Below are 25,601 nucleotides of genomic sequence, written 5' to 3' on the forward strand. Positions count from 1 at the left end.
CACCCATGGCGTTCGCGATCACGCAGACCTGTTGCAGCGACGCGTCGTGCGTCGCCGTGTGCCCGGTCAACTGCATCCACCCCACCCCGGACGAGCCGGACTTCGGCACGACCGAGATGCTCTACGTCGACCCGCGCACCTGCATCGACTGCGGCGCCTGCGCGGACGCCTGCCCCGTCGACGCGATCTTCCCCGTCGACGCGCTGACCGCGCCGTTGAAGCCCTACGCGGGCATCAACGCCGACTACTACGCGGACAAGCCGACCGAGGACACCGCGTCGTCGCCGAACTTCCACGCGTGGGGTCAGCCGACGTTCCACCGTGTCATCCCGAGCGACCTCGCGCCGCTGCACGTCGCGGTGGTCGGCACCGGGCCCGCCGGGATGTACGCGGTCGAGGACCTGCTGCTGCACACCAACGCGACCGTGACGCTGGTCGACCGGTTGCCGGTCGCTGGCGGGCTCGTGCGGTTCGGGGTCGCACCCGACCACCCGTCCACGAAGCGGATCGGCGAGGTGTTTTCACGGTTCCACACCCACCCGCGGCTGAAGCTGCGGCTGGGTGTCGAGGTGGGCCGTGACGTGCTGGCCGACGAGCTGGCGGCACGCCACGACGCCGTCATCTACGCCGTTGGTGCGTCGGCGGCCCGTGACCTGGGCGTCCCCGGCGAGGACCTGCCGGGCAGCGTCGCCGCGACGACGGTGGTCGGCTGGTACAACGGCCACCCGGACGTGCCCGCCGACGCGGTGGACCTGTCGGCGGAACGGGTCGTGGTGGTCGGCAACGGGAACGTGGCGGTGGACGTGGCCCGCGTGCTGACCGCGGCTCCGGCCACACTGGCGGGCACGTCGATCGCGCCGCACGCGCTGGCCGCGCTGCGGTCGAGCAAGGTCCGCGAGGTCGTGCTCCTCGGGCGCAGGGGGCCGGAGGACGCCGCGTACACGATGCCGGAGCTGCTCGCGCTCACCGGCCAGGACGAGGTCGGCCTGGTCGTCGACGCGCACGACCCGAGGACCACCGACGCGATCGACGCGGCGGGTCCGGCCGGGAAGGCCGCGCTGCTACGGGACGTGCGCAGGGAGGCCGTCGACTGGTCGACGCCGCCGCGGCACGAGCGGCGGCGCATCGTGCTGCGGTTCCACTCCGCGCCGCTGCGGATCGTCGGCGACCGCGAGGTGCGCGGGCTGCTGGTGAGCGACGGGGTGGAGATCACGACCGGCCAGGTCGTCCGCTCGGTCGGGCACCGGGGCGTCCCGCTGCCAGGGCTGCCGTTCGACCAGGCCACCGGCACGATCCCGAACACCGGCGGGCGGGTGCGGGCCGGGACCTACGTGGTCGGCTGGGTCAAACGCGGCCCGACGGGCGGGATCGGCGCCAACAAGGCGTGCGCGGCCGAGACGGTGGGCGCACTCCTCGATGACGCCGCCGCAGGCGTGCTCACCAGGAACCGCAGGCGCCGCTTCCGCAGGGGCTGAAGGGCCGCTCAGGGTTTGCTGCCCGCACCCTTCGCCAGCTCCGCCGCCCTGCCACCGGGTATCTCGGACGTGAGCGGCGGCGTGGGCAGGCCCGCGCCTTCCCGCAGCCCGGCCAGGAACTCGGCCATCACCTCGGCGGCGTCGTGCCGCGGGGTCCAGCCGAGTTCGGTGCGGGCCCGGCTCGTGTCCATCAGCGGCAAGCGCAGCACCGCGTCGAACAGCTCTGGCGCGGCGGGTGCCAGCCGAAGCCGCCACGCCGCGACCACCGCGGCTCGCACCGGCCACGCCGGCATCCGCACGACACGGGCGTCCAGCAGCTCGGCCAGCAGGCCCGCGTCCACCACCGGGTCGGCGGCCAGGTTGAACGCGCCCCGGGCGTCGCCGAGTGCGGCGAGCCGGTACGCGTCGGCGGCGTCGTCGGTGTGCAGTGCCTGCACCCGCAGCCCGGGCAGGTCCGGCACGACCGGGACCAGCTCGGGGCGCACCAGCTTGTTCGGCAGCAGCGGCCCGGCGAACAGCCTGCGCTGCTCGCTCGCCGACGCGTACTGGAACAGGAACGCCGGGCGCATCCGCACGACCCGCACGTCCGGGTGCCGTGTCTCGAACGCGTCGAGCGCACGCTCCAGGTACGCCTTCTCCCGCGTGTAGGCGGCTTCCGGCCAGCCGTGCGTCGGCCAGGTCTCGTCGACCTGGCGGTCCTTCGGTCCCGGCGAGTAGGCACCCACCGACGACGCGTACACCAGCGAGGGCACCCCGTTGCGGACGACGGCGTCGAACACCCGGATGCTGCCGAGCACGTTGGTCTCCCACGTGACCAGCGGCTGCCGCGCGGGCTGGAACAGCCACGCGAGGTGGATCACCGCGTCCGCGCCCGCCAGCACCGCGTCGAGTGCGTCCGGGTCGTCCTCGCCGAGGTCCGCGGTGACCCACCGCAGCTTCGGCACGTCCCATTCCGGTTCGCGGCGCGCGAGCCCGGTGATCGCATCGACCCGCTCGTCCGCGCTCAGTGCCCGCACCACGGCGGTGCCGACGTTGCCGCTCGCCCCCGTCACCACGATTCTCATCAGCGCACACTCCACTTCGGACACTGGTTGCCTGTCGCCGGTGTGCGGACTACCCGCGCAGCGCCGGCCCAATCCACACGCATCAGTGCCCGGAAAGTGGGTAGCCGACAGAGAGAGGCAACAGAGCGACGTCGAGAAGGAGGAAGGATGTCCACCACTGCCGAGACCGGAAACGTCACCGGTACGCAGGACAAGGACTACAACATCATCTGGTTCGTGGAAGCCTGCCTGAGCAACGCATTGCGCCTGGAGAGCTACATCCAGGACGCCGAGCGGACGGGCGACAACGAGCTCGCCGAGTTCTTCCGCCGCGCGCAGGGCGAAAGCCGCAAGGGCGCGGAACAGGGCAAGGCGATGCTCGCCAGGCGGCTCTCCTCCTGACCGGCATGTTCCCGGGGGTTCGGTCGGCGGTGGCGCCGGCCGAACCCTTCCCTAAGCTTCCCGGACGTGGCCACCTTCATCGCCTCTGACGGCACCCGGCTCGCCTACCACCGGTCCGGCTCGGGTGCTCCGCTGATCTGCCTGCCCGGCGGCCCGATGCAGGCCTCTGCCTACCTGGGGAACCTCGGCGGCCTGTCCGCCCACCGCACACTCGTACGCCTTGACCTGCGCGGCACCGGCGACTCGGCGGTCCCCGCCGACCCGGAGACCTACCGCTGCAACCGGCAGGTCGACGACGTCGAGGCCCTTCGCCACCACCTGGGACTGGAACGGATCGACCTGCTCGGGCACTCCGCGGGCGGCTCGCTCGCACTGCTGTACGCCGCCTGCCATCCCGACCGGGTCGGCAGGCTCGTGCTCGTCACTCCCAGCACCCGGCCGATCGGTATCGAGGTCACCGACGAGGCGCGCAGGGAGGTCGCCGAGCTGCGGCGGGGCGAACGCTGGTTCCCGGACGCGTTCGCCGCGTTCGAACGGATCTGGTCCGGTGACTTCTCCAGCGCGAACTGGCCGGCGATCGCGCCGTTCTCGCACGGCCGCTGGGACGAGGACCGCGTGGCGTTCGTCGCCCGCGAGGCAGGCGAGAGCAATGCGGACGGCGCCGCCGTGTACTACTCGGCGAACGCGCTGGACCCGGACGCTGCCCGTGCCGACCTCGCCCGGCTGTCCGCACCCGTGCTGTTGGTCGCGGGCGAGTACGACGTCGGGCTCCCACCGAAGTGCGCGGCCGAGTACGCGGGGCTGTTCCCCGCCGCGGAACTGGCCGTTCAACCGGGAGGCGGGCACTTCCCGTGGCTGGACGACCCGGAGTGGTTCGTGCCCGCCGTCGCGGCGTTCCTGCGCTGACCCGCCACGCGGGGCACGCAGACACCCGCGAACTGTGTGGTACTGCCATCCGAGGTGCCGCTGACGACGTCGCAGGTGCGGAGGTCGAGCGTGCCGGGACCGGTGACGAATGTCGGACGATCCCCGACGTTCGTTGGTGTCAAACCAACAGCCAGGCATGTCAGGGTTCCTTCAACAGGTGCCCCGGTCCCCCTTGGAGCAACACATGCCTGCCTTACGTCGGACACCCCTGCTCGCCGTCGTCGGCATCACGCTCGGCGCTGCCGCATTCCTCGTCCCCAGCGCCTCGGCCGACATCCCGCCCGGCTACTACGACGCCGCGGCGGGCAAGACGGGCGCGGAGCTGCACTCGGCCCTGCACGAGATCATCGGCACCGGCACACACCTGAGCTACGACGAGGTGTGGGACGCGCTGAAGGCCACGGACGAGGATCCGGCCGACCCCGCCAACGTGATCATGATATACAGCGGCGCGGCCATGCCGGAGGACGCCAACGGCGGTGCCGCCGACCAGTGGAACCGCGAGCACACCTGGGCGAAGAGCCACGGTGACTTCGGCACCTCTCCCGGTCCCGGCACCGACCTGCACCACCTGCGCCCCTCCGAGGTCGGCGTCAACTCCACCAGGGGCAACCTCGACTTCGACAACGGTGGCTCGCCGGTGGACGACGCGCCGGAGAGCCGCGTCGACGAGGACTCGTTCGAGCCGCGCGACGCCGTGAAGGGCGACATCGCCCGTGGCATCCTCTACATGGCCGTCCGCTACGACGGCGACGACGGTTTCGCCGACCTGGAGCCGAACGACTCGGTCGGCAACGGCTCGGCGCCGTTCATGGGCAGGATCTCCGTGCTGCTCGAGTGGCACACGCAGGACCCGCCGGACGCCGCGGAGCAGGCTCGCAACGACCTGATCTTCGAGCAGTACCAGAACAACCGCAACCCGTTCGTCGACCACCCGGAGTGGGCGGACACGATCTGGTGACACCGCGGTCCCCATCGCGAGGGACCCGGATGTCGCCCCTTCGCCGGATGTGCCAGGCCGCGCTCCGCGCGGCAGGATCGCGGAGTGGGCCGGGGCGCTGTGCGCCGGCCGGTTCGTGAACCGACGAAACCGATGGGGCAAGGAACAGGCGGCTCTGCGGTGTCGCGTCGACCGGTGCGCTGACGGTCACGCTGACCGCAGGCACGGCGAACGCGGCACCGTCTTCCTCGCAACGGAAGTGGCACGGCGTGCTGTATACAGTTCACACATCCGGTACGGTGTCTTTTCAAAGCGACGGGGAAGGCCGAGCCCCCGCCCCACCCGCCGCGACCGTTCTCCGGGTGGGGGCATGCCGACATGGCCGGACACGAAGGCGCACCCGACGACATCAGCGCCCGGCTCCAGTCGATGCGCGCACTGCACTTCGAGTTCGCGACCGACCACGGGGCCGACGGCGGGATCGAGGCGCTCGTCGGTGTGCGCGTCCACCACGGCGTGATCGACATCTTCGAGCTGTACGGCGAGGACGAGGCCACCGCGACCCGGCTGCCGGACAGCGAACCGAACATCATGCTCGCCAGCACCGTGCTGTGGCAGACCAGGGGAACGGCCTACGAGGTCATCGACGAACTGCTGGCGCTGCCCGACCCGGACGGCGACGGCGAGTTGCCGACTCCGCTGGCGAGGGCACGGGCCAGAGTGCGTGCCACGGCCCGCCGGGGCGGCACCCGCTGACGCCGGCGGAAACGCTGTCGGCCACCGGTCGAAACCGGCGCCGGGATCTCGGCACGTCACGGTAATGTCGGTGCCGGTCGGGCGACATCATGGGGGATCTTGTGGCGCACCGGAAACTCGTCATCGCGGCCGGTGTCGTGCTGGTCGTCGTCATCACCGCGCTCGGTGTGCTGCAACTGCGGCCCGAGGACACCGCCGAACCGGTCGCCGCGGCCAGGATCCCGCCGACCGCGCTCGAGGTGACCGGCGCGTTCATGGCCGCGTTCACGTCGGGCCGGACCACCGAGGCGGCCGCGCTGACCGACGACGCGGCCACGGCGGCCACCCAGCTGGCGGCGGTGTGGCAGTCACTCGCGCCGACCTCGGTGACCGCGAACCGGAACACGCTCGTGGAGTCCGCCGAGCAGCGGTTCACGCTCACGTGGGAGCTGGGTCCCGGCCGCACCTGGTCCTACGAGAGCGCGCTGCGGCTGGTCGAGGACGGCGAGTGGCGCGTGCACTGGGAGCCTGCGCTGGTGCACCCGAAGCTGACGGCGGGCCACAACCTGGCGCTGCGCGACCAGGCGGGACAGGCCGCGGTGCTCGACCGCGACGGCACCCCACTGCTCGAGTGGACCGCCACCGGTGCGACGGCGGTGGCGCCGGCCGCCGCACCGGTGCTGCTGCCCGGCATGGGCAGGGTCGTGGGCACGGGCGCGTGGTACGTGGCGCTGACCGACGGCGCGGGCAAGGACGTGGCGGTGTTGCACGGCACCAGGACCGAGGCACTCACGTCGACGGTCAGCAGGCCGGTGCAGCAGGCGGCACAGGCGGCGGTGGACGCACAGGACCTCGCGACGACGGTGGTCGCGATCCAGCCGTCGACGGGCGATCTCCTCGCGGTGGCGCAGAACAGCACGGCGGGCAACGGACCGGTCGCGTTGCAGGGCCTGTACCCGCCGGGTTCCACGTTCAAGGTCGCGACGGCCACCGCACTCCTGGAGGCGGGCGCGAACGTGAACACGACCGTGCCGTGCCCCGGCTCGACGACCGTCGACCGGCGCACGATACGCAACGCGGACTTCGAACTCGGCGACGTGCCACTGCGGACGGCGTTCGCCCAGTCGTGCAACACCAGCTTCGCCATGGCGGCGGCGGACCTCCCGCTCGACGCCCTCCCGAGCGCGGCTGACCAGCTGGGCCTGGGTGCCGACTTCGTGATCCCGGGCATCGACACGGAGATCGGCGGTGTGCCGCAGGCGGCGGACGTCGTGCAGCAGGTGGAGAACAGCATCGGTCAGGGGCAGGTGCAGGTGAGCCCGTTCGGCCTGGCGTTGATGAGCGCGACCGTCGCCGACGGCAGCGCCGTGACACCACGCCTGTGGCCGACCCTGCCGACAGAGGTGACGACGGGCTACGAAGCTCCACGGCCGGGGGTGACCGGTGCCCTGCGCACGATGATGCGCGAGGTGGTGACGTCGGGCCGGGCGACCGAACTCGCGGACCTCGGGCGGGTGCACGGCAAAACCGGCACCGCGGAAACCGCCGACAGCGCCCACGGCTGGTTCACCGGCTTCCGCGACGACCTCGCCTTCGCCGTACTGGTGGAGGACGCCGGCTCGTCGTCGACAGCGGTCGCCGTCACGAGAACGTTCCTCACCGGACTCGGTTGAGGCACCCGGGGCCCGCACTGCGCGTTGACGGCGTGGCAATGCCCTGAAAGGCGCGTTCAGGTCGCTGAGCGCCCTGAACGGCCCATTCACGGCTCTGGGGGGCCTGTGGGTGTCGCCCAGAGTCTAGACAAACATCGGATCACTCATTCAGACGTACCGGCCCAGCAGGTCCGCGTCGAGCAGCTCGCTGCCGTGCCCGACGGCGGGCAGCACCTCGACGCGGACCGCGAGGTTCACCGCCCGCACGCGTGCCGCGACCTCGGCCGCGTCGTGCACCGGGCTCTGCCCGCCCAGCACGACGGTGGTCGGCGTGGTGATGGCCGCCAGCTCGGCGTCGGTGAACGTGCCCATGCCGAATCCGTTGGGGCGGAAGGGAAGCTGGGCCAGGACCAGCCTGCGCACGGTCGGGTTGACGAACGCGCCGTAGCGTGGGCTGTCCGCGAACCGGGCCCGGACCGCCGCCGGGGCGAGCATCAGCAGCAACCCGGCGATCATCCACCGGTGCATCCGCCAGCCGACCGGCGCGAACCCGCCGGGGTCGAACGCGGTCACGGCGGCGACCCTCGCCGGTGCGTGCACGGCCTGGTTGAGCGCGAGCCACCCGCCACGGGACAGCCCGACGAGGTGCGCGGCGCCGAGGTCGAGCCGGGCGAGCACCGCCTCAAGCCACTCGGCGTGCGACGCCGCGTCCGGTAGCGGGGCGGTCTGCACGCTGCGTCCCGCCTCGCCGATGGTGTCGACCGCGTAGACCGTGTGCCGCGCGGCGAGCCCCGCGACGACCGACTGCCACATGATCGACGTGGCCGAGACCCCGTGCAACAGCACGAGCGGCGGCCCGTCTCCGCTGCGGCGCACGTGGGTCGGGCCGAACGGGGTCTCGACGGTCAGCTCGGTGTGCGGCACCGGCCAGTCGAGCAACTCGTCGTACACCGCCAGGTACCGCGCCCGCGTCTTCTCGTTGGGAAAGCCGCCGTTTTTATCGTGCACTTGCACCATAATAGCGGCTATGCCGAAACGGGTCGACCACGGACAGCGCCGGGACGAGATCGCCGCCGCCCTGTGGCGCGTCGCCACCGAGGAGGGCCTGCGGGCGGCCACTCTGCGCCGGATCGCCGCCGAGGCCGGAATCTCGATGAACCTCGTGCAGTACTACTTCCCCACCAAGGCGGAGATGGTCCACTACGGACTGCAACGCCTGGTGGAACTGGCCGCGGTCCGGGTCCAGGCGGCCGCGGCGACCGTTCTGCCGTCGGCCGACCCCAGGGCGATCCTGCGCGCGTGCCTGCTCGGCCTGTTGCCGATCACCCAGGAGGGACACCGGCTGTCGGCGGTCTACACGGCTTACCTGTCCCACGCGCTCGCCGATCCGGGGATCCGCGAGCTGATGAGCCGACTGCCCCGCGACCTGGCCGGGCAACTGGTCCCGGCGCTGCGGAAGGCCGCCCTCCCGGAGTGGGCAGATGTCGAACACGAGATCCACGCGTTGCTGGCGACCGCGGCGGGCCTCGCGTCAGCCGTCCTGCTCGGCACCCACTCGGCGGACGACGCGGTCACCCTGATCGACTACCGGCTGACCGCACTGTTCGGCGGGTGAACAAAATCGAACTGTGGTCTAGACCTTGACGGACGGGTGCCCGACATACCACGGTGGTCCGTGAGAGCGCTCTCATCCTCTCGACCCCTGCTGAGAAACGAGAGCACAAATGAACAGATCCAGAAAGTTGTGCGCGTCCGTCGCCGGCGCGCTCCTCGTGCTGGGCACGGTCCTCGCCGGTGGGAGCACGTCCACCGCAAGCCCGGCGGCCGCGCCTCCCACAACGGACGGGTTCGTCGCCGCCATGCAGCGCGACCTCGGGCTCACCGCCGACCAGGTGCGCACCCGGCTCCGCCAGGAGACGACCGCGATGAGCGTCGACCCGGTCGCCAAGGCCGCGGCGGGCGCCGCGTACGGCGGGTCCTGGTTCGACGCGAAGACCGGGAAGCTCACCGTCGGCCTGTCCGGTTCGGACAAGGCGGTGCGCGACGCGGTGCTGGCCACCGGCGCGGACGTCGTCCAGGTCGGACAGCCGCTGGTCGCGCTCGACGCCGCCAAGGCCAAGCTCGACACGATGAAGGCGCCCGCCGACGTCGCCGCCTGGCGGGTCGACCCCCGCCGCGGCGGGCTCGTCGTCACGGTGCGCAAGGGCGGGGACGCGGACGCCTTCCTCGCCGCCGCCCGCAAGCTCGGGCCGGTGGTCGTGGAGGAGGTCGCCGCGACACCCACCACGTTCGCGGCCGGGACGGTCGGCGGCGACCCGTACTACATCAACGGGAACACCCGCTGCTCGATCGGGTTCTCGGTGCACGGCGGGTTCGTCAGCGCCGGGCACTGCGGCGGCGTGAACAGCTCGGTCGTCGGCTGGGACGGGTCGTGGATGGGCACGTTCGCGGGTTCCTCCTTCCCCGGCAACGACTACGCGTTCATCCGCACCGGCGGCGGCTGGTGGAACGCGCCGGTCGTGCTCGGCTGGGGCACCGTGGCCGACCGGCTCGTCCGCGGTTCGGCCGAGGCACCGGTCGGCTCGTCGATCTGCCGGTCCGGGTCGACGACGCACTGGCACTGCGGCACGGTCCTCGCGAAGAACGAGACCGTCAACTACGCGCAGGGTGCGGTGCACCAGATGACGAAGACCAGCGTGTGCGCCCAGCCCGGCGACTCCGGTGGCTCGTTCATCACCGGTGAGCAGGCCCAGGGTGTCACCTCCGGCGGGTGGGGCAACTGCTCGACCGGCGGTCAGACCTGGTTCCAGCCGGTGAACGAGATCCTCGGCGTCTACGGACTGTCACTCGTCACCGCCTGATCACGGGAGCCGTCACCGCCACGCGCGGTGACGGCTCTCACCAGCGGCCCGGTCGCCGCGGTCGTGAGCACCGCCACCAGCACCAGGATCGTGAAGCCCAGCTCGTTCACGAACCCGTACTGCAGCCCGATCGTCGCCACCACCAGCTCGGTCACGCCCCGGCAGTTCATCAGCGCGCCGAGCCGCACCGACTCGCGGACCGGGAGACCGGCCAGGCACGCCGCACCGCCGGTGCCGACGAACTTCGCGACCGTCGCGACGGCGAGCACCAGCAGGAACAGCAGCCAGTTCCCCGCCGACTCGCCGAGCAGGCCGACCGAGGTGCTCAACCCGACACCGGCGAAGAACAGCGGCAACAGAATGCCGATCGCGAACCCCTGCAGCTGTTCGCCGATCCTGGTCACCGCGGGCACGTTCCTCGGCACGGCCACACCGAACAGGAACGCCCCGATGACCGGGTGCAGCCCGATCAGCGAAGTCACCCCGGCGTAGCCGATCGCGCCGACCACGAGCGTGCCGAGCAACAGCTGCGTGGACGAGACCCGCGCCACCAGCGCCCGCAGCGCGGGCCGCACACACAGGACCGTCGCCACCACCAGCGCCACGGCGAGCCCCGCGGTCGTCGCGACGTCCCCGGTGCCGGACAGCCCGGTGCCCGCCAGGATCACGGTGAGCCCGAACCACGCCACCCCGTCGCCGACGGCCGCCGACGACAACGCGGTCGCGCCGAGCCGGGTGTCCGCGAGCCCGAGGTCCACGAGGATCCGCGCCAGCACCGGCAACGCGGTGATCGACAGCGCGAGCCCGAAGAACAGCACGAACCCGGTCCCGCCGCCACCGAGCGCCGGTGCCGCCAGCGCGACCCCGGCCCCCGCGGCGAACGGCAGCCCCATCCCGCCGAGCACGGTCGCGCCGACCACCCGCCTGCTGCCGATCCGGTCCGTCCGCAGCTCGCAGCCGAGCAGGAACATGAACACGATCAGCCCGAGCTGCGCCGCGTGGTTCAGCGCGGTGAGCACCGGTTCCGGGAACAGCCAGCCCTGCGAGGAGGGCCACAGCAGGCCGAGCACGGACGGGCCGAGGACCAGCCCGCCGACGACCTCGCCGAGCACCGGCGGCTGCCCGAACCGCTTGAGCACCGCACCGAACACGTGGCACACCAACAGGATCACGGCGACGGAGAACAGGAACCGGGCGACCGGGTCGCCCGGCCTGCCGTGCAGCAGCGCCGGTCCCCACAGCACGGCGGCGCCCGCGAGGACGACGAGCCCGCCGACCACCCCGGGCCACGCCTGCCGGGGCACCTGTGCCGTCACGGCACCCGCTCCGTCGTCGCCGAGGCGCCCTCCCAACTGGCGAACCGCCGCATCCCGTACAGCAGCGGGGTTTCCGCGCGCTGCTCGGTGTTGACGACCTCCCCGAACACCACCACGTGGTCACCGACCACGACGGCGTCCGCGACCCGGCACTCGGCCACCGCGAACGCGTCCTCGACGAGCCACAGCTGCCCCGTCTCGCCGAGCCGCCACGGGACCTGGTCGAAGCGGTCCGGCACGGCGGAGGAGAACACCTCCGCCGCCCGGCGACCGCCTTCGTGCAACAGGTTCACCGCGAAGCGGCCGCTGTCGCGGACGGCGGCCAGCGTGCCGCTGCGCACGTCCAGGCACACCATCAGCGTCGGCGGGCTGACGGTGACACTCGCCAGCGACGTGCACGTCAGCCCGTGTGGTGTGCCGTCGCGGCCGACGGCCGTGATGACGGTGACCCCGGTGCAGAACGTGCTCATGAACGACCGGAACTCGTCCGGTCCCGACCGAGGCGGCACGTCAGTCGTTGATGCTGGCTAGGTATTCGTAGCAGCTCGGGAGTGCGGCGACGAGTTGGCGCCCCTCCGCCTTGACCCGCGCGAACTCCGCCTGCGCCCGCCCGGGGTCCATGTGCCGCAGCGCGGGCCGCGCCGTGGGTGGCACCACCCCGAGCCCGAGGTTCATCGTGTTCCACGAGTACGTCTCGAACCCGTGGAAGTACGGGTAGACGGTCTCCTCGTCGAGCAGGTGCGAGCGGGCCAGCTCGATCCGCGCCGCGAGCGAGTCCGGCATGGTGCGGATCTTCGCTTCCTTCCAGTACGGCGTGTCCTCGCGCTGCGCGGACTTGTAGTGCAGGACGAGGAACTCCTTGACCCCGTCGACCATGCGCGCCATGCGGTTGTTGTAGTCGGTCCGCAGCATCGGGTCCCAGTTCTCGTCCGGGAAGTGCTTGACGAGCTGCTCGATCGCGTTCTGGATGAAGAAGATGCCGGTCGACTCGAGCGGCTCCACGAACGCGGCGGACAACCCGATCGCGACACAGTTGCCGATCCAGGTCTCCTTGTTGCGGCCGATCCGCATCCGGATGTGGTTGGCCTCCAGGTCGTCCCGGTCCGGCGCCACCGCGGCCCGCAGCTCCCGCTCGGCCTCCTCCGGGGAGATGAACTGGTCGGAGTAGACGTACCCGTTGCCGTTGCGGCGGAACAGTGGAATCGTCCACATCCAGCCCGCGCTCATGGCGGTGGCCGTGGTGTAGGGACTCATCTCGGTCGCGTCCTCACGCGGGACCCGCAACGCGACCGCCCGGTTGTTGGGCAGCACGTCGGCGAACGAGTCGAACTCGCCACCCATCGCCTGGTTGATCAGCAGCCCGCGGAACCCGGTGCAGTCGACGAACAGGTCACCGGTGAGGTCGCCGTGTTCCTTGGTCCGCACGTGCGTGACCCAGCCACGCGCGTCCTGCCCGACGGCCTCGACGTCGTCACGGACGTGCCGCACCCCGCGCGCGGTGCCGTACTCGGACAGGTAGCGAGCCACCTCGTCGGCGTCGAAGTGGTAGGCGTAGGGAAACTGCGATCGCTGCTCGGCGAGCGTCGACCGGCCGAGCGAGCCGTCGAGCCCGGACGCGAACAGGCTGCCGTCGAGCATGCGGGGTGCCCGCTTGGCCTCGCACAGGGCGTGGGTGAGGTAACAGGCGGAGTCGAACGGCTCGGCCCGGTCCCCGGCGAGCCACCAGTCGGCGAGGCTGAACCCGTCAACCGTCCGCAACCGCTCGAACGGGTGGTAGAAGTACCCGCCGGGTTCACTCCAGTTCTCGAACCGGATCCCCAGCTTGTACCCACCCGCACAACGCGGAAGCCACTCCCGCTCGTCGAGCCCCAGGTAGTCGAAGAAGTGTCGCAACGTGCTGAACGTGGCCTCTCCGACCCCGATACGGGACACCCGCACCGACTCGATCAAGGTCACGTCGATTCGGTCCGCGAAGGCGGCCTTGAGGTAGCTGGCCGTCATCCAGCCAGCGGTACCGCCGCCAACGATCACTACGGATCGGATCATTCAGGGCTCTCCTCGCCGTGAGGACACAGTGTGTAGTCAGTGGACAACGCTCCGAGGATATCGATCGTGTAAATAGGCTGTTTGTCGTACAGGCAGTAGCGATCGGATCACCGCACGTATCCTGACCTGCGCCGAAGCCAGAATCATGATCATTTCGATGATCATTTAATCGGCCACCGAGAAACCCATTGTGGACGTCCATAGCGGACGAGGAGACCTCTCCGCCAGCCGCCTTTCGGCCCAGCACGAAAGGCACGCGCCCCCCGGGGCGGCCACGCCCCCCGAAAGACGCTTTCGGGGCGTTGGGCCTGGATCCACCGATCGTTTCGTGGTCCGCCTTGTGCGTGTGTTGCGTTGGTCGTGGTCACGCCCGCTTCGCGGACGCCGGGCGGCGCAGCGCCCGGCGCGACCCGCGAGGTGCGCCGCCGTGGAAGGCGCGTTCAGGGCGTGGCGGATGCCGTCGACGCGCCTTCGCAGCACCTTGAGGGCGCTGCGCTCACGACATGTCCGATGTCCCAAAGCGCCGTTGATCATCCAACGGCCCGCAGCGCGGCGCCCGCCGGGCGAAAGCCCGCGCAGCGGGGCGGCCCGAAAGGCAGAACCATCCGCATCCAACGCACCCCAATCGAACCGGCCACCCCAAAGGTTCGGTGGTGGCGGTGGGCATCCTCTACCCGGGCGAACCACCCCAGGTGCGGCCTCCGGCCCCCGAATCCAGCCCAGCCGCGCCCACCGACGAACCGGACAGCGGAACAACTCCCTTGTGGACAGTCACCCACGAAGAACAGCCCGGTCATCCGGCACTGGCGCCCGGCTGGAACCGCGAGATCACCAGGAACCCACCAGTGCGAGCGCGAGGAAACCGCGATGAGAGGCCGGGTTCCTACGTTTGAACTCGACATGGGGCTCGTGGTGTGGTGGTGAGGGAGTGTCATGAAGGCGGATCTGGCGATGTTCGGCGGGAAGCCCGCGGTGCGGGCGGAGTACCGCAGGCTCGAGTGGCCGGTGGTGACCGACGCCGACCGGGAGGCGGTCGGGCGGGTGCTCGACAGCCGCAAGTTCACCGTCGGCGCGAAGAACGAGGCCGAGATCCACGGTCTGGAGCGGGAATGGGCCGAGTTCTGCGACACCCGCCACGCCGTTTCGGTGAACAGCGGCACGGTCGCGCTGGAGTTGGCGCTGGCCGCGCTGGGGCTGGAGCCTGGTGACGAGGTCATCGTGCCCGCGCTGAGCTACGTGGCCACCGCGATGGCGCCGCTGTACTCGCTCGCGGTGCCGGTGTTCGTGGACATCGACCCGGTGACGTTCAACATCGACGTGTCGCAGATCGAGGAGAAGATCACCAACCGGACGCGGGCGATCGTGCCGGTGCACCTCGGGGGGCTGCCCGCCGAGATGGACGAGATCCTCGCCCTGGCACGGAAGTACGACCTGCTGGTGGTCGAGGACGCGGTGCAGGCCCAGGGCGGCACCTACCGCGGCCGCACCTGTGGCTCGATCGGCGACGCGGCCGTGTTCAGCCTGAACGTCGAGAAGAGCATCCCCACCTGTGGTGAGGGCGGGCTCGTCGTCACCGACCGGGAGGACGTCGCCGAGCGCATCCGGAGTCTGCGCATTCTCGGGGAGGACCTGTCGACCGAGGAGCGGCTGTACGTGTCGGCCACCCGCGGCTCGAACCTGAAGCTGTCGTCGGTGCTCGCCGCGTTCACCCGCTCACAGCTCGCGCGTTTCTGGGACTACCAGCACAAGCGGGACGCCAACACGCCGGTGTTCGTCGACCGGCTCGCGCAGTTGCCGGGGATCGTGGTGCCGACCGTGCCGGACGACCGCACCCACATGTGGCACATGCTGCGGTTCCGGTTCGACCCGGTGGCGGCCGGGCTGGCCGGTGTCACCCCCGGCCGGTTCCGCGCCGCGCTGCGCCGTGCGCTGCTCGCCGAAGGGGTGCCGCTCACGCACTACCAGATCATCCCGCTGCCGGGGCAGCCCGTGTTCCAGGAGCAGAACGCCTACGGCAACGGTCTTCCGTGGTCGCTGCCCGGCACCAACCCGCAGCGCTACGACCTCGCCGACTACCCGGTCACGTGCGAGGTCATCGAGGACTCGCTGTGCCTGCGCCGTATGCACCTCAACCCCGACGCCGGACCAGCGCTCGCCGAGTACGCGACCGCGTTCGAACGCGTGTGGGACAACCTGGACCGCGTCGCCCGGTTCGCCCGCGCCATGCCCTACCAACCACCGTGGCACGCGGTCCCGAACGGACCCCGGCTCCAGGAGGCGCAGGCAGCATGAGTGTCGAGGCACTGACCGGGACACCGGTCGACGACGTGGTGGGCTTACACCGGACCGCGCTGGCGGTCCGGGAGCACGTGCTCGCGATCGGCGCGGGGGCCGTCGGCACCCACGTCGGCGGCGCGCTGTCCGCTGTGGACATCCTCGTGGCGCTGTACCGCCAGGTGCTGCGGGTGCGGCCGGAGGAGCCGGACTGGCCGGACCGCGACCACTTCATCCTCAGCAAGGGCCACGCGTCGGCGGCCCTGTACGCGACGCTCGCCGAGTGCGGGTTCTTCCCGGTGGCGGAACTGGCGACCTACGGCCGGTCGGACGGGCGGCTGATGGCGCACCCGACACCCGCGGTGCCGGGCGTGGAGTTCGCCACCGGCTCGCTCGGGCACGGGCTGGCGCTCGGCCTGGGGCTCGCGCTCGCCGCGAAGCGCGCGGGCCGCGACACCAGGGTGTTCGTGCTCCTCGGCGACGGCGAACTCCAGGAGGGTTCGGTGTGGGAGGCCGCGATGGCCGCCGCGCACTTCGAGCTGGACAACCTGACCGCGATCGTCGACCGGAACCGGCTGCAGATCAGCGGGTCCACAGAGGACCGGATGCGTCTCGAGCCGCTCGCGGACAAGTGGCGCGCGTTCGGGTGGCAGACGTCCGAGGTGGATGGTCACGACTTCGGGCAGCTGGTGCCCGCGCTGCGCACGCCACCGTCGGCGGGCAACCCGGGGGTGCTGATCGCGGACACGGTGAAGGGGCGCGGGGTGCGGCACCTGCAGCACCGCAAGCAGAGTCACTTCGCGAAGCTCGGGCCGGAGGCGTACGAACGTGCGGTCACGGCGCTGCGAGCGGTGGCATGACGGTGGCGTTGTCCGACCGCGCGGCCTACCGGGCCACGCTGCTGGACCTCGCCCGCACCGACACCAGGATCTGGTGCCTCGACTCGGACATGGGCGGCCTGGAGAAGCAGTTCCAGGCCGAGCTGCCGAACCAGTACGTCGACGTCGGGATCGCGGAGGCGAACCTCATGACGGTCGCGGCGGCGCTGGCGAGCACCGGGCTGCTGCCGTTCGTGAACACGATGGCGGCATTCGCGTCCGCGCGGGCGCTGGAACAGGTGAAGCTGGACATCGCCTACCACGGGCTGCCGGTGCGGATCGCGGCCACGCACGCCGGTTTCTCGGCCGCCCACTACGGCCCGACGCACCACGCGCAGTCCGACGTCGCGGCGATGCGCGCACTGCCGGGCCTGACCGTGCTGGCGCCCGCGGACCCTGGTGAGACGGCCCGGCTCGTCGCCGCGGCGGCCTACCTGCCCGGCCCGGTGTACCTGCGCCTGGGCCGCGACGCCATCCCGCCGGTGTACGGCGACGAGCAGCACGAGACCACCATCGGCGCGGCCGTGCCCCTGCGGTCCGGTGACGACGTCACGATCGTCGCCTCCGGCGCGCTGCCGGTGCGGTTCGCACTCGACGCGGCCGACGAGCTCGCCGCGCTCGGCATCGGCGCGCGGGTGCTGAACGTGCACACGATCAAGCCGCTCGACGTGCCCGCGCTGGTCGCGGCGGCGGAGCAGACGGCGGGTGTGGTGACCGTGGAGGACCACTCCGTGCTCGGCGGGCTCGGCGGCGCGGTCGCCGAGGCGCTCGCGCAGCACCGCCCGACGCGGGTGTGCAGGGTCGGCATCGCGGACACCTTCTGCGCCCGCCCCGGCACCCACGCAGAACAGCTCGCCGCTGCCGGTGTGTCAACGGCACACGTGGTGTCGGCCGCACTGACCCTAGGTCCACTGTGTACGTCCATTTGGGATTGAAGGAGGAACCATGACAACCGCGGTGAGCACCTGCCCGGACTGCACGGAGGCCGTCCCCGCCGACGGCGACGTCCGGGTCACGTCGATCGTCGAGTGCCCAGGCTGCCAGGCCGAGCTCGAGGTCATCGGCGTCGACCCGGTCGAGTACGCGCTGGCACCGGACATCGAGGAAGACTTCGGGGAGTAGGCGAGATCTGCGGAGCGAACCGATGGATCCCGTGACCCTCGCGGTCCTGACGACCCGCACGCGGCTCGAGGAGCGGCTGATCTTCGCCGCCCTCGAGCGGCGCGGGCTCGCGTACGCACAGGTGGACGACCGCACGCTGGTCCACCGCATCGGCTCCCCCGGCCAGGTGCGTTTCCGGGGTGTGCTGAACCGGATCATGTCCCACACCCGCAGCGTCTACGCCACCAGGATCTTCGAGGCGACCGGGCACCGGGTGTTCAACCCGAGCGCGGTGGTGGACACCTGCGGCGACAAGATCCTGACCTCGCTCGCGCTCGTGCGCGCCGGTCTCCCCCACCCCGAGACGGTGCTCGCGGTGACCCCGGACGCCGCGCTCGAGGCGATCGAGGCGGTCGGCTACCCGGCGGTGCTCAAGCCTGCGGTCGGGTCGTGGGGGCGGCTGCTGTCCAAGGTGAACGACCGGGACGCGGCGGAGACGCTGATCGAGCACAAGCAGTCGCTCAAGGCACCGATCCACAACGTCTACTACGTCCAGGAGTACGTGGACAAACCGGACCGGGACATCCGCGTGATCGTCATCGGCGACGAGGTGGTCGCCGCGGTGTACCGGCGGTCGGACCACTGGATCACCAACACCGCACGCGGCGCGACCACGGCCGTGTGCACCGTGACCGACGAGCTGGCCTCGCTCGCGCTGCGTGCCGCCGCCGCGGTGGGTGGCGGCATCCTCGCCGTGGACCTGATCGAACGCGCGGGCGGCGAACTGCTCGTCACCGAGGTCAACCACACCATGGAGTTCCACGGCCTCGCGGCGGTCGCGGACGTGGACATCGCCGACCTGGTCGTCGAGCACGTCGACCGCAACAGCCCGGTCGAACTGGCGGAGGCAGCATGAGAGCGACCGTTGTCGGCGGCAGCGGCTACATCGGCGGCGAGCTGGTGCGGCTGCTGCTCGGCCACCCCGAACTCGACCTGACGTACGTGACGTCGAACAAGTACGCCGGCAGGCCACTGCGGGCCGCGCACCCGAACCTGCGCGGCCGCACGAACCTCTCGTTCACCCCGGACACCGAGGTCGGCGAGAGCGACGTCGTGTTCCTCGCCGTGCCGCACGGCGCGGCGATGAAGGAGATCGACCGCTGGGCCGCGCTCGCGCCGAGGGTGGTCGACCTCAGCGCGGACCACCGCATCCACGACACCGGCCTGCGGGAGCGGTACTACCCGGGCGGGGTGCCCGACCCGGAGTGGCTCGCGAAGTTCCGCGCGGGCATTCCCGAGCTCAACCGCGAGGACCTGTGCGGCGCGACGCACATCGCGGTCGCGGGCTGCATGGCGAACGCGGCGATCCTCGCGCTGCACCCACTCGCGGCGGCGGGCCTGGTCACCGGCACCGCGCTGGTCGACGCGCGCACCGGCTCGTCCGGTGCGGGCCGCGTGCCGGACGAGGGCAGCCACCACCCTGAGCGCAGCGGCGTGCTGCGGATGGCGAAACCGCACGGGCACCGGCACATGGCGGAGATCATCCAGGCGTGCGGGGTGCCGGTGTACATGTCGGTGACCGCGGTCGAGGCGGTGCGCGGCGTGCAGGTCGTCTGCCACGTCATGCTGCCCGGCCAGCTGACCGAGCGGGACGTCTGGGCCATCTACCGCGACGCCTACCGGCACGAGCCGTTCGTGCGGCTGGTTCGGGAGCGGTCCGCGCTGCACCGCATGCCGGAACCGAAGCTGTTGTCCGGCACCAACTTCTGCGACATCGGCCTCTCGCTGGACGAAGGCGGCGAGCACCTCGTCGTGGTGGCCGCGATCGACAACCTCGTCAAGGGAGGTGCGGGAAATGCCGTCCAGTGCCTCAACATCGCGGCCGGGTGGGACGAGACCACCGGGCTCGACTTCATCGGGCTCCACCCGGTCTGACCGCTACGTCGTCAAGCTCGGCGGGTCGCTCGACACGGACATCACCGGCGCGTGCGGCGACCTCGCCACGCTGGTCGGCCGCGGCGCCGAGGTCGTGGTCGTGCACGGCGGCGGCGCCGCGGCCGATCGGCTCGGCACCGAGCTCGGGCGCCCGCCCCGCTACCTCACAGGACGCGGCGGCCGCCGCAGCCGGTACACCGACGCCGCCGCGCTCGACGTGCTGCGGCTCGGGATCCTCGGCCGGGTCAAGCCGGACCTCGTGGTGGCGCTGCACAACCTCGGCGTCCGCGCCGTCGGCCTGTCCGGTGTGGACGGCGGGCTGGTCACCGCGACCCGCAACAGACCGGCGCGGGCCACGGTCGACGGGGTCGAGGTGGTGGTGCGCGACGACCTGTCCGGCCGGATCGCGGCCGTCGACCCGGCACTGCTCGGCACGTTGCTCGGCGGCGGGTTCACCCCCGTCGTCTCGCCGCCCGCGCTCGGCACCGGCGGCGAGACGCTGAACGTGGACGCCGACCGGTTCGCCGCGGCACTCGCGGTCGCGCTGTCGGCGGACTGGCTGGTCGTGCTGTCGGACGTGCCCGGCCTGCTGGCCGACCGGCACAACCCGGCGAGCCTCGTGCCCGAGGTGCCCGCCGACGCGCTCGACGCCTGTCTCGCGGTGGCCGACGGGCGGATGAAGGTGAAGGTGCGTGCCGCCGCCGAAGCGCACCGGGACGGGGTGCGCAACGTCGTCCTCGCCGACGGGCGGGTGGCCTCCCCCGTGCTCGCGGCGTGTGCCGGTGCCGGAACCAGGTTCGTCGAGGAGACGTATGCCCAGGCGAGCTGAGGACCTGCTGACCAGCATGGTCGGCATCCCGTCGGTGTCCGGCGACGAGGACGCGCTGGCGCGGTTCCTGGTCGAGGAGATGCGGGCGTGGGGGTTCGACACCCACCTCGACGAGGCGGGCAACGCGATCGGCCGCCGGGGCGATCCGGCCGCGCCGATGATCCTGCTGACCGGGCACATGGACACCGTGCCGGGTGGGCCGGCACCGCGCCGCGACGGCGACCTGCTGTACGGGCGCGGCACGGTCGACGCGAAGGGCCCGCTCGCCACGATGATCTGCGCGGCGGCCGACGCCTCCGTCGACGGGGTGCAGTACGTGGTCGCCGGGGTGGTCGAGGAGGAGACCTACGGCAAGGGCGCGACGCACCTCGCGGAGTGCTTCCGGCCGGCGGCCGGGTTCGTCGGCGAGCCGAACGGCTGGGCGGGGGTCGGCATCGGCTACAAGGGCCGGACCATGTTGCGGTACGACGTGTCCCGGCCATGGGTGCACACCGCCAGCCCGGAGGAGAAGGCGAGCGAGGCCGCGGTCGCGTTCTGGCAGGACGTGGTGGACTACTGCGCGTCGGTCACGACGAGCGAGAAGGCGTTCGACCGGCCCATCGCGACACTCAACGAGCTGTCCGGCGACATCTCGGCGGCGCGGCTGGTGATCTCGGTGCGCACCCCGCCGGGTTTCGACCAGCCCGCGTTCGAGGACTACCTGTCCGGCGTCACCCGCGACGGCGTGCTGAAGGTCGACGACCGCACCCCCGGCGTGCGGGTCGACCACCGGAGCACCGTCGTGCGTGCCCTCTGTGCCGGCATCCGGGCCCGTGGTGCCCGGCCGACGCTCAAGCTCAAGACCGGCACCGCGGACCTGAACATCGTCGAACCGCGCTGGCAGGTGCCGATGGCCGTGTACGGCCCCGGCGACTCCGCCCTCGACCACACCGACGACGAGCACATCGCGATGAGCGAGTACGCCACCGCGATCGACGTGCTGCGGGACGCGCTGAACCACCTGGCCGGCGAGCTGCGGCGGTAACGAGGTCGCTGCGCTGAGTAAGCTTGGCCGGTGCCGTCCCGTGCCGCGTTCGTCGCCATCCTGGTGGCGGTCGTCCTGTGGGGGCTGGCACCGGTGGCGACCAGGTATCTCGTGCTGACCGCCGACCCCCTCGGGGTGCTCGGCATCCGGTTCCTGCTGTGCTCGCTGTGCTACCTGCCGGTGCTGCCGTGGCTGCGGCTCGGTGACGTGCGGTGGAACCGCGGGACGCTGGGCCTGCTGGCGGCGTGCGGGATCATCGGGGTGGTCGGCTACAACGTGCCGATGACACTCGGCATCCGCGACGTGCACGCCGGGTTCGCGGGCATCCTGCTGTCGACCGAACCGCTGTGGATCGCCCTGCTTTCGGTGGTGGTGCTGCGCCAGCGGCTCACCGCACCCCTGGCGTGGGGCCTGGCGGTCGCGTTCACCGGAGTGGTGACGCTGAGCGTCGGCAACGGCCTGACCGTGTCGACGTCGATGTTCGGCGGGGCGGCACTGGTGCTGCTGGGCGCGTTCATGTGGGGCGCGTACTCGGTGGCGGTCGGCCCACTGGTGCGACGGTACGGCGCGCTGCGGGTCAGCGCGGTCACCATGTGGATCGGCACGGTGCCCCTGCTCGCGATCTGCCTGCCGGGCATGCTTTCCACGTCGCTGGGCACGACCGGGTGGGTGGTGCTGTTCCTGTACGGCCTCGGCCCGAACCTGGTCGGGATGCTGCTGTGGAACTACGGGCTTTCGCGGGTCCCCGGCCCACAGGCGGGGCTGCTGCTGAACCTGTACCCGGTGGTCAGCGTCACGGGCGGCGTCACACTGCTGGGCGAGCCACTGACCATGACGACTCTGGTGGGTGGCCTTGTCGTACTGGTGGGACTACTGCTCTCGCAGGACAACCGGGTGTCGAGAGCACTCGTCCCCCGCCGCCGGTCACCCGGGCAGGCGCGCCCCGCGGACGCCCCGCCCCAGTGCTAAGCGGCGACCGGCTCGCGTGCCGGGGCCGCCGGGGCCGTGGCCGGGAAGTGCCTGCGCCACCGGGAAGCCTGCGAAGCCAGCACGACCACCAGCAACCCGCTCAGCGCGCCAAGCAGGATGAACGACGTGCGGCCGGTCAGCTCGTACAGCACCACACCCGCGACCGGGCCCAGCACGTTGCCGATGTCGGACACCAGCCCGAACAACCCGAACGCCGTGCCCTGGCTGCCCGCGGCCGACTTCAGCTCCACGATGCCGCGCCGTGCGGTGAGGAACAGGATCGCGTAACCCACCATCACCACCAGGAACGCCGCCGCGACCGGGACCACCGACGCGCTCACCGCCATCGTCGCCAGGCCGACGCCGAGGATGGCAAGGCCCGTGCCGATCATCGGGACCAGGCCGAACCGCTCGGTGTACCTGCCGAGTGCCCACATGCTGACCGCCGACGTCGCGAGGCCGACCACGAACACCACCGAGATCGCGCCGCGTGCCGAGCCCTCGGCCGCGCCGCTCAGGTACAGCGGCAGCAGTGGTTCCAGCGCCGTGTACACGAGGTGAGTGAACAGGTCGAGCACCCCGAGCACCAGCACCCACACCCACCAGCGCTTCGCGGTCGTCGACGTGGCGCTCGACTCGGCCGGCTCCTCAACCTCGGCGTCCGGGATCGCGCGCAGCAGGCCGAACGCGGTCGCCGACGTGACCACCGCGCCCGCGAGGAACAGCGCCTCCAGCCCGAACGGTGCCGCCACCCCGGCGATCAGCGGCCCGAGCAGGAAACCGGCCACCGCCGCCGACCCGAAGTTGCCCATCATGCGGCCCGCCGCGATGTCGTACCGCTTGCACAGCGCCGACATGCCCGCGTACAGGGCGGGTGTCACGAGGCCCTCGCCGATGCCCCACACGAACCGCCCGATCAGCAGCGTCACCGAGTCCGTCGCGAACGCCGTGAGCACGATCCCGACCGCGGCGATGTTCAGTGCCACACACGCCACCGCGCGTGGCCGCCAACGGTCCACCCACCATCCGCCGACCGGCTGGAACAGTGCTTTGGCCGCGGCGAACAGCGCGAACACCAGCGCGATCGTCACCGGGCCCGCGCCGACCCGCTCCTCCAGGTCCGGCACGAACGGGATCAGCACCGTGTAGGACGCGTTGACGCTGATGACCGCGACGAGCAGCAGGAGTGCCCTGCGCCCGCCCGCACCCATCACGCGCCCTCGATGTAGGCGTGCAGCGTGGCGTGCATGCCGCGCAGCGCGAGCGCCAGTTCCGCGCCCGCGTTCGGCGCGTACACCAGCGCCCACAGCTCGGTCGCGGCCAGCCCGTGCCGTTCCTTGAACCGGTAGTTGTCGCGGCCCCACTCGATGCGGCGCATGCCGTTCTCGTACGCCCACTGGGTGGACCGGTACATCAGCGCGATGTAGGTGCTGTACTCGCGGAGGCTGTGGTAGTCGACGCCGCCGCACATGAACGTGACCTCGTCGCCGCGGCGGAAGCCGAAGAACACGCCGACGAGCCGGTCCCCGACCGTCGCGGCTGACAGCAGCGCGCCGGGGACGTCGAGCATGCCGTGCAGTGCCGCCTCGTCGAACAGCGCGGGCCAGGAGTTCTTGTCGCTGGTGTCGACGGTAAGCGGGAACGCGGCGGGCACCAGCGCGTGCGCCTCGTCGCCATCGACCATCCGGACCCGCAGGCCGCGTTCCTCGCCACGCCGCAGCCGCCGCTCGACGTCGCGGCGGATCTTGTTGTCGATCCGGTACAGGTGGTCGGTGAAGGTGCCCGCGACGTCGATCGCGTAGGTCCGTTCCAGATGGACGGTCCCGGCGGGCGGGCCGACCGCGTCGAGCCAGCTGTCCACGCCCTCGGAGGTGAGGTTGGGGACGACGAGCACCTCGGCTGTGCCACCGCGGATCCAGTCCATGGCGGTCGTGTAAGCGCCGTGCACCAGCGGCTCGGTGACCGGTCCGCGCTTGCCGTACATCGAGTAGGGGGAGCCCGCGAAGACGATCGGGTTGCCGAACCGGCCGGAGAGGTCGCACTGCAGCTCGTAGCCGTGCCAGAAGGGGGACATCGTGGTCTCGTACAGCGGGAGCACGTCGGCGCCGCCGTCGCCGTCGGCGCACACGTAGGCGTGCCGGGTGCGCTGCTCGATGCCGATCCGCTCCCACCCGCGCAGCCAGCCCGCCGAGTCGTACAGGCAGCTGGCCGCCACCTGATCGGGCACCCGGTCGGACACCGTCCAGTCGTACGCCGGATCGACCCGTCCTGTGTCGGTGACCGTCACACCGCACCCCCACTCGCGCCGGGCTGACAAACCACTCCGAACGTAAGGACGCCCGGTAACCCGGGACCCGAATCCCACTTGAGCACCCGCGGCCGGCGACCTAGATGATTGATTCCGTGAAGTCGGTGTGAGTGAGCGGTCGGTCGTCGTGTGCTGGTCGCGTCGGTTTCGGTCGGGTGTGCTGGCTGCGGTTGGGTTCGGGTCTGGCTTGCGCCACCGTCGGGGTTGCGCGGGCAGAGGCCCCGCTGCGCGGGCCCGGGGCGCGGAGCGCCCGGGCTGGTGCCGTGAATGGCGCGTGGACGGCGTGGTAGTGCCCTGAAAGGCGCGTTCAGGGCGCTGGGCGCCCTGAATGGCCCATTGACGGCACTCGTTAGGCCGTGAACACGCCTTTCACGGCATGGCCCTGATGACGGGTCCGTACGCCAAGCCACTTCACGTGATCTTCACGGAATCAATCGTCTAGATTGCGCGCGTGGAGTTCGAGATCGACGATGACCGCGACCGGGTGGACCGGGACGTCCTGTGGGAGTTCCTGTCCACGAAGGCCTACTGGGGACGGTTCCGCGACCGGGCCAGGGTCGAGCGGCAGCTGGTGGGTGCGTGGCGGGTGGTCGGCGCGTACCGCAAGGCCGACGGCGCGATGGTCGGGTACGCGCGAGCGGTGTCCGACGGGGAGGCGCAGGCCTACCTCGCGGACGTTTTCGTGGTCGAGGAGGCACGCGGGCACGGCGTCGGCAAGGCGCTGGTGCACGCGATGATCGAGGAGGGGCCGGGGCCGTCCTTCCGGTGGATGCTCCACACCCTCGACGCGCACGACCTGTACCGGCCGTTCGGTTTCGCCGAGCCGGACGGGACGTACCTGGAGCGCAAGGGCCAGATGGCCGACCGCCACGGTGACGAGGTCTGA

25 protein-coding genes are annotated in these 25,601 nt (G+C 71.4%); 18 read left to right on the top strand and 7 right to left on the bottom strand.

Going from position 1 to position 25,601, the window contains the following annotated elements:
* Positions 1-5: 5 nt before the first annotated feature.
* Positions 6-1,475 (top strand): FAD-dependent oxidoreductase, encoded by a 1,470-nt coding sequence (locus ACFPCV_RS01750; protein ID WP_378053716.1) that lies wholly within the window; start codon positions 6-8, stop codon positions 1,473-1,475.
* 8 nt (positions 1,476-1,483) lie between these two features.
* Here ACFPCV_RS01750 and ACFPCV_RS01755 read toward each other — a convergent pair whose 3' ends face one another.
* Positions 1,484-2,539, bottom strand: a complete 1,056-nt coding sequence (locus ACFPCV_RS01755; RefSeq protein ID WP_378053718.1) for an NAD-dependent epimerase/dehydratase family protein — start codon at positions 2,537-2,539, stop codon at positions 1,484-1,486.
* 147 nt (positions 2,540-2,686) lie between these two features.
* On the opposite strand from ACFPCV_RS01755, the gene ACFPCV_RS01760 reads away from it, so the two are divergent.
* The 5 genes from ACFPCV_RS01760 (at position 2,687) to ACFPCV_RS01780 (ending at position 7,195) form a co-directional block, all read left to right on the top strand.
* Positions 2,687-2,920 carry a hypothetical protein gene (locus tag ACFPCV_RS01760; protein ID WP_378053720.1) on the top strand — a complete coding sequence of 78 codons (234 nt, stop codon included), beginning with the start codon at positions 2,687-2,689 and terminating at the stop codon, positions 2,918-2,920.
* Positions 2,921-2,986: 66 nt separating this feature from the next.
* The gene (locus ACFPCV_RS01765) at positions 2,987-3,826 is read left to right on the top strand and encodes an alpha/beta fold hydrolase (RefSeq protein WP_378053722.1); all 840 of its coding nucleotides are present in this window, start codon (positions 2,987-2,989) and stop codon (positions 3,824-3,826) included.
* Positions 3,827-4,031: 205 nt separating this feature from the next.
* The gene (locus ACFPCV_RS01770; protein WP_378053724.1) at positions 4,032-4,808 is read left to right on the top strand and encodes an endonuclease I family protein; all 777 of its coding nucleotides are present in this window, start codon (positions 4,032-4,034) and stop codon (positions 4,806-4,808) included.
* Positions 4,809-5,165: 357 nt separating this feature from the next.
* Complete coding sequence (locus ACFPCV_RS01775) at positions 5,166-5,543, top strand: hypothetical protein (RefSeq protein ID WP_378053726.1); 378 nt, start codon at positions 5,166-5,168, stop codon at positions 5,541-5,543.
* An 89-nt stretch (positions 5,544-5,632) separates the two neighbouring features.
* Positions 5,633-7,195: a penicillin-binding transpeptidase domain-containing protein gene (locus ACFPCV_RS01780; protein WP_378053728.1), complete on the top strand. Its 1,563-nt coding sequence runs from the start codon at positions 5,633-5,635 to the stop codon at positions 7,193-7,195.
* 147 nt (positions 7,196-7,342) lie between these two features.
* On the opposite strand, the gene ACFPCV_RS01785 is transcribed toward ACFPCV_RS01780, so the two are convergent.
* Complete coding sequence (locus ACFPCV_RS01785) at positions 7,343-8,182, bottom strand: alpha/beta fold hydrolase (RefSeq protein ID WP_378053730.1); 840 nt, start codon at positions 8,180-8,182, stop codon at positions 7,343-7,345.
* A gap of 19 nt (positions 8,183-8,201) precedes the next feature.
* On the opposite strand from ACFPCV_RS01785, the gene ACFPCV_RS01790 reads away from it, so the two are divergent.
* The gene (locus tag ACFPCV_RS01790; RefSeq protein WP_378053732.1) at positions 8,202-8,789 is read left to right on the top strand and encodes a TetR/AcrR family transcriptional regulator; all 588 of its coding nucleotides are present in this window, start codon (positions 8,202-8,204) and stop codon (positions 8,787-8,789) included.
* Positions 8,790-8,898: 109 nt separating this feature from the next.
* Positions 8,899-10,035 carry a S1 family peptidase gene (locus tag ACFPCV_RS01795; RefSeq protein WP_378053734.1) on the top strand — a complete coding sequence of 379 codons (1,137 nt, stop codon included), beginning with the start codon at positions 8,899-8,901 and terminating at the stop codon, positions 10,033-10,035.
* On the opposite strand, the gene ACFPCV_RS01800 is transcribed toward ACFPCV_RS01795, so the two are convergent.
* Genes ACFPCV_RS01800 through ACFPCV_RS01810 form a run of 3 tightly spaced genes read right to left on the bottom strand, consistent with a single transcriptional unit; the run spans position 10,008 to position 13,397 of the window.
* Entirely contained in the window at positions 10,008-11,351 is a 1,344-nt protein-coding gene (locus ACFPCV_RS01800; protein ID WP_378053736.1) for a cation:proton antiporter domain-containing protein, read from the bottom strand. The two genes, ACFPCV_RS01795 and ACFPCV_RS01800, sit on opposite strands and share 28 nt — an antisense overlap.
* Positions 11,348-11,821, bottom strand: coding sequence for a flavin reductase family protein (locus ACFPCV_RS01805; protein WP_378053738.1), 474 nt, complete (start codon positions 11,819-11,821; stop codon positions 11,348-11,350). The genes ACFPCV_RS01800 and ACFPCV_RS01805 overlap by 4 nt, the downstream gene beginning before the upstream one ends.
* 40 nt (positions 11,822-11,861) lie before the next feature.
* Positions 11,862-13,397: a tryptophan halogenase family protein gene (locus ACFPCV_RS01810; protein ID WP_378053740.1), complete on the bottom strand. Its 1,536-nt coding sequence runs from the start codon at positions 13,395-13,397 to the stop codon at positions 11,862-11,864.
* Positions 13,398-14,330: 933 nt separating this feature from the next.
* Here ACFPCV_RS01810 and ACFPCV_RS01815 point away from each other — a divergent pair.
* The 9 genes from ACFPCV_RS01815 to ACFPCV_RS01855 are packed head-to-tail and all read left to right on the top strand — an operon-like array spanning position 14,331 to position 22,407.
* Positions 14,331-15,689 (top strand): DegT/DnrJ/EryC1/StrS family aminotransferase, encoded by a 1,359-nt coding sequence (locus tag ACFPCV_RS01815; RefSeq protein WP_378053742.1) that lies wholly within the window; start codon positions 14,331-14,333, stop codon positions 15,687-15,689.
* The gene (locus ACFPCV_RS01820; RefSeq protein ID WP_378053744.1) at positions 15,686-16,531 is read left to right on the top strand and encodes a transketolase; all 846 of its coding nucleotides are present in this window, start codon (positions 15,686-15,688) and stop codon (positions 16,529-16,531) included. The genes ACFPCV_RS01815 and ACFPCV_RS01820 overlap by 4 nt, the downstream gene beginning before the upstream one ends.
* On the top strand, positions 16,528-17,484 hold the full coding sequence (locus ACFPCV_RS01825; protein WP_378053746.1) for a transketolase family protein: 957 nt from the start codon (positions 16,528-16,530) through the stop codon (positions 17,482-17,484). The genes ACFPCV_RS01820 and ACFPCV_RS01825 overlap by 4 nt, the downstream gene beginning before the upstream one ends.
* A 10-nt stretch (positions 17,485-17,494) precedes the next feature.
* Entirely contained in the window at positions 17,495-17,671 is a 177-nt protein-coding gene (locus ACFPCV_RS01830; RefSeq protein WP_378053748.1) for a lysine biosynthesis protein LysW, read from the top strand.
* A gap of 22 nt (positions 17,672-17,693) precedes the next feature.
* Positions 17,694-18,566, top strand: coding sequence for a lysine biosynthesis protein LysX (gene lysX / locus ACFPCV_RS01835; RefSeq protein WP_378053750.1), 873 nt, complete (start codon positions 17,694-17,696; stop codon positions 18,564-18,566).
* Positions 18,563-19,585: an N-acetyl-gamma-glutamyl-phosphate reductase gene (gene argC, locus ACFPCV_RS01840; protein WP_378053752.1), complete on the top strand. Its 1,023-nt coding sequence runs from the start codon at positions 18,563-18,565 to the stop codon at positions 19,583-19,585. The genes lysX and argC overlap by 4 nt, the downstream gene beginning before the upstream one ends.
* A complete protein-coding gene (locus tag ACFPCV_RS01845; protein WP_378053754.1) occupies positions 19,506-20,414 on the top strand; it encodes a [LysW]-aminoadipate kinase in 909 nt (302 codons plus the stop codon). The genes argC and ACFPCV_RS01845 overlap by 80 nt, the downstream gene beginning before the upstream one ends.
* Complete coding sequence (locus ACFPCV_RS01850) at positions 20,398-21,438, top strand: M20/M25/M40 family metallo-hydrolase (RefSeq protein WP_378053756.1); 1,041 nt, start codon at positions 20,398-20,400, stop codon at positions 21,436-21,438. Before ACFPCV_RS01845 ends, ACFPCV_RS01850 begins: the two co-directional genes overlap by 17 nt.
* A 30-nt stretch (positions 21,439-21,468) precedes the next feature.
* Positions 21,469-22,407, top strand: coding sequence for a DMT family transporter (locus tag ACFPCV_RS01855; RefSeq protein WP_378053758.1), 939 nt, complete (start codon positions 21,469-21,471; stop codon positions 22,405-22,407).
* Here ACFPCV_RS01855 and ACFPCV_RS01860 read toward each other — a convergent pair.
* Both ACFPCV_RS01860 and ACFPCV_RS01865 read right to left on the bottom strand, forming a co-directional pair.
* On the bottom strand, positions 22,404-23,618 hold the full coding sequence (locus tag ACFPCV_RS01860; protein ID WP_378055004.1) for an MFS transporter: 1,215 nt from the start codon (positions 23,616-23,618) through the stop codon (positions 22,404-22,406). The two genes, ACFPCV_RS01855 and ACFPCV_RS01860, sit on opposite strands and share 4 nt — an antisense overlap.
* Positions 23,618-24,694: a GNAT family N-acetyltransferase gene (locus ACFPCV_RS01865; RefSeq protein WP_378053760.1), complete on the bottom strand. Its 1,077-nt coding sequence runs from the start codon at positions 24,692-24,694 to the stop codon at positions 23,618-23,620. The genes ACFPCV_RS01860 and ACFPCV_RS01865 overlap by 1 nt, the downstream gene beginning before the upstream one ends.
* A 472-nt stretch (positions 24,695-25,166) precedes the next feature.
* Here ACFPCV_RS01865 and ACFPCV_RS01870 point away from each other — a divergent pair, with 472 nt between their 5' ends.
* Entirely contained in the window at positions 25,167-25,601 is a 435-nt protein-coding gene (locus ACFPCV_RS01870) for a GNAT family N-acetyltransferase (protein ID WP_378053763.1), read from the top strand.

The organism is Actinophytocola glycyrrhizae, assembly GCF_042653545.1.
In the GTDB taxonomy this organism is placed as follows: domain Bacteria; phylum Actinomycetota; class Actinomycetes; order Mycobacteriales; family Pseudonocardiaceae; genus Actinophytocola; species Actinophytocola glycyrrhizae.

What these genes read in the sequence shown, in the direction of transcription:
- ACFPCV_RS01750 (WP_378053716.1), top strand. Translation starts at nt 6, where the DNA reads ATGGCGTTCGCGATCACGCAGACCTGTTGCAGCGACGCGTCGTGCGTC.
- ACFPCV_RS01755 (WP_378053718.1), bottom strand. Translation starts at nt 2,539, where the DNA reads ATGAGAATCGTGGTGACGGGGGCGAGCGGCAACGTCGGCACCGCCGTG.
- ACFPCV_RS01760 (WP_378053720.1), top strand. Translation starts at nt 2,687, where the DNA reads ATGTCCACCACTGCCGAGACCGGAAACGTCACCGGTACGCAGGACAAG.
- ACFPCV_RS01770 (WP_378053724.1), top strand. Translation starts at nt 4,032, where the DNA reads ATGCCTGCCTTACGTCGGACACCCCTGCTCGCCGTCGTCGGCATCACG.
- ACFPCV_RS01775 (WP_378053726.1), top strand. Translation starts at nt 5,166, where the DNA reads ATGGCCGGACACGAAGGCGCACCCGACGACATCAGCGCCCGGCTCCAG.
- ACFPCV_RS01780 (WP_378053728.1), top strand. Translation starts at nt 5,633, where the DNA reads ATGGGGGATCTTGTGGCGCACCGGAAACTCGTCATCGCGGCCGGTGTC.
- ACFPCV_RS01790 (WP_378053732.1), top strand. Translation starts at nt 8,202, where the DNA reads ATGCCGAAACGGGTCGACCACGGACAGCGCCGGGACGAGATCGCCGCC.
- ACFPCV_RS01795 (WP_378053734.1), top strand. Translation starts at nt 8,899, where the DNA reads ATGAACAGATCCAGAAAGTTGTGCGCGTCCGTCGCCGGCGCGCTCCTC.
- ACFPCV_RS01805 (WP_378053738.1), bottom strand. Translation starts at nt 11,821, where the DNA reads ATGAGCACGTTCTGCACCGGGGTCACCGTCATCACGGCCGTCGGCCGC.
- ACFPCV_RS01810 (WP_378053740.1), bottom strand. Translation starts at nt 13,397, where the DNA reads ATGATCCGATCCGTAGTGATCGTTGGCGGCGGTACCGCTGGCTGGATG.
- ACFPCV_RS01815 (WP_378053742.1), top strand. Translation starts at nt 14,331, where the DNA reads ATGAAGGCGGATCTGGCGATGTTCGGCGGGAAGCCCGCGGTGCGGGCG.
- ACFPCV_RS01820 (WP_378053744.1), top strand. Translation starts at nt 15,686, where the DNA reads ATGAGTGTCGAGGCACTGACCGGGACACCGGTCGACGACGTGGTGGGC.
- ACFPCV_RS01825 (WP_378053746.1), top strand. Translation starts at nt 16,528, where the DNA reads ATGACGGTGGCGTTGTCCGACCGCGCGGCCTACCGGGCCACGCTGCTG.
- ACFPCV_RS01830 (WP_378053748.1), top strand. Translation starts at nt 17,495, where the DNA reads ATGACAACCGCGGTGAGCACCTGCCCGGACTGCACGGAGGCCGTCCCC.
- lysX (WP_378053750.1), top strand. Translation starts at nt 17,694, where the DNA reads ATGGATCCCGTGACCCTCGCGGTCCTGACGACCCGCACGCGGCTCGAG.
- argC (WP_378053752.1), top strand. Translation starts at nt 18,563, where the DNA reads ATGAGAGCGACCGTTGTCGGCGGCAGCGGCTACATCGGCGGCGAGCTG.
- ACFPCV_RS01845 (WP_378053754.1), top strand. Translation starts at nt 19,506, where the DNA reads ATGCCGTCCAGTGCCTCAACATCGCGGCCGGGTGGGACGAGACCACCG.
- ACFPCV_RS01850 (WP_378053756.1), top strand. Translation starts at nt 20,398, where the DNA reads ATGCCCAGGCGAGCTGAGGACCTGCTGACCAGCATGGTCGGCATCCCG.
- ACFPCV_RS01860 (WP_378055004.1), bottom strand. Translation starts at nt 23,618, where the DNA reads ATGGGTGCGGGCGGGCGCAGGGCACTCCTGCTGCTCGTCGCGGTCATC.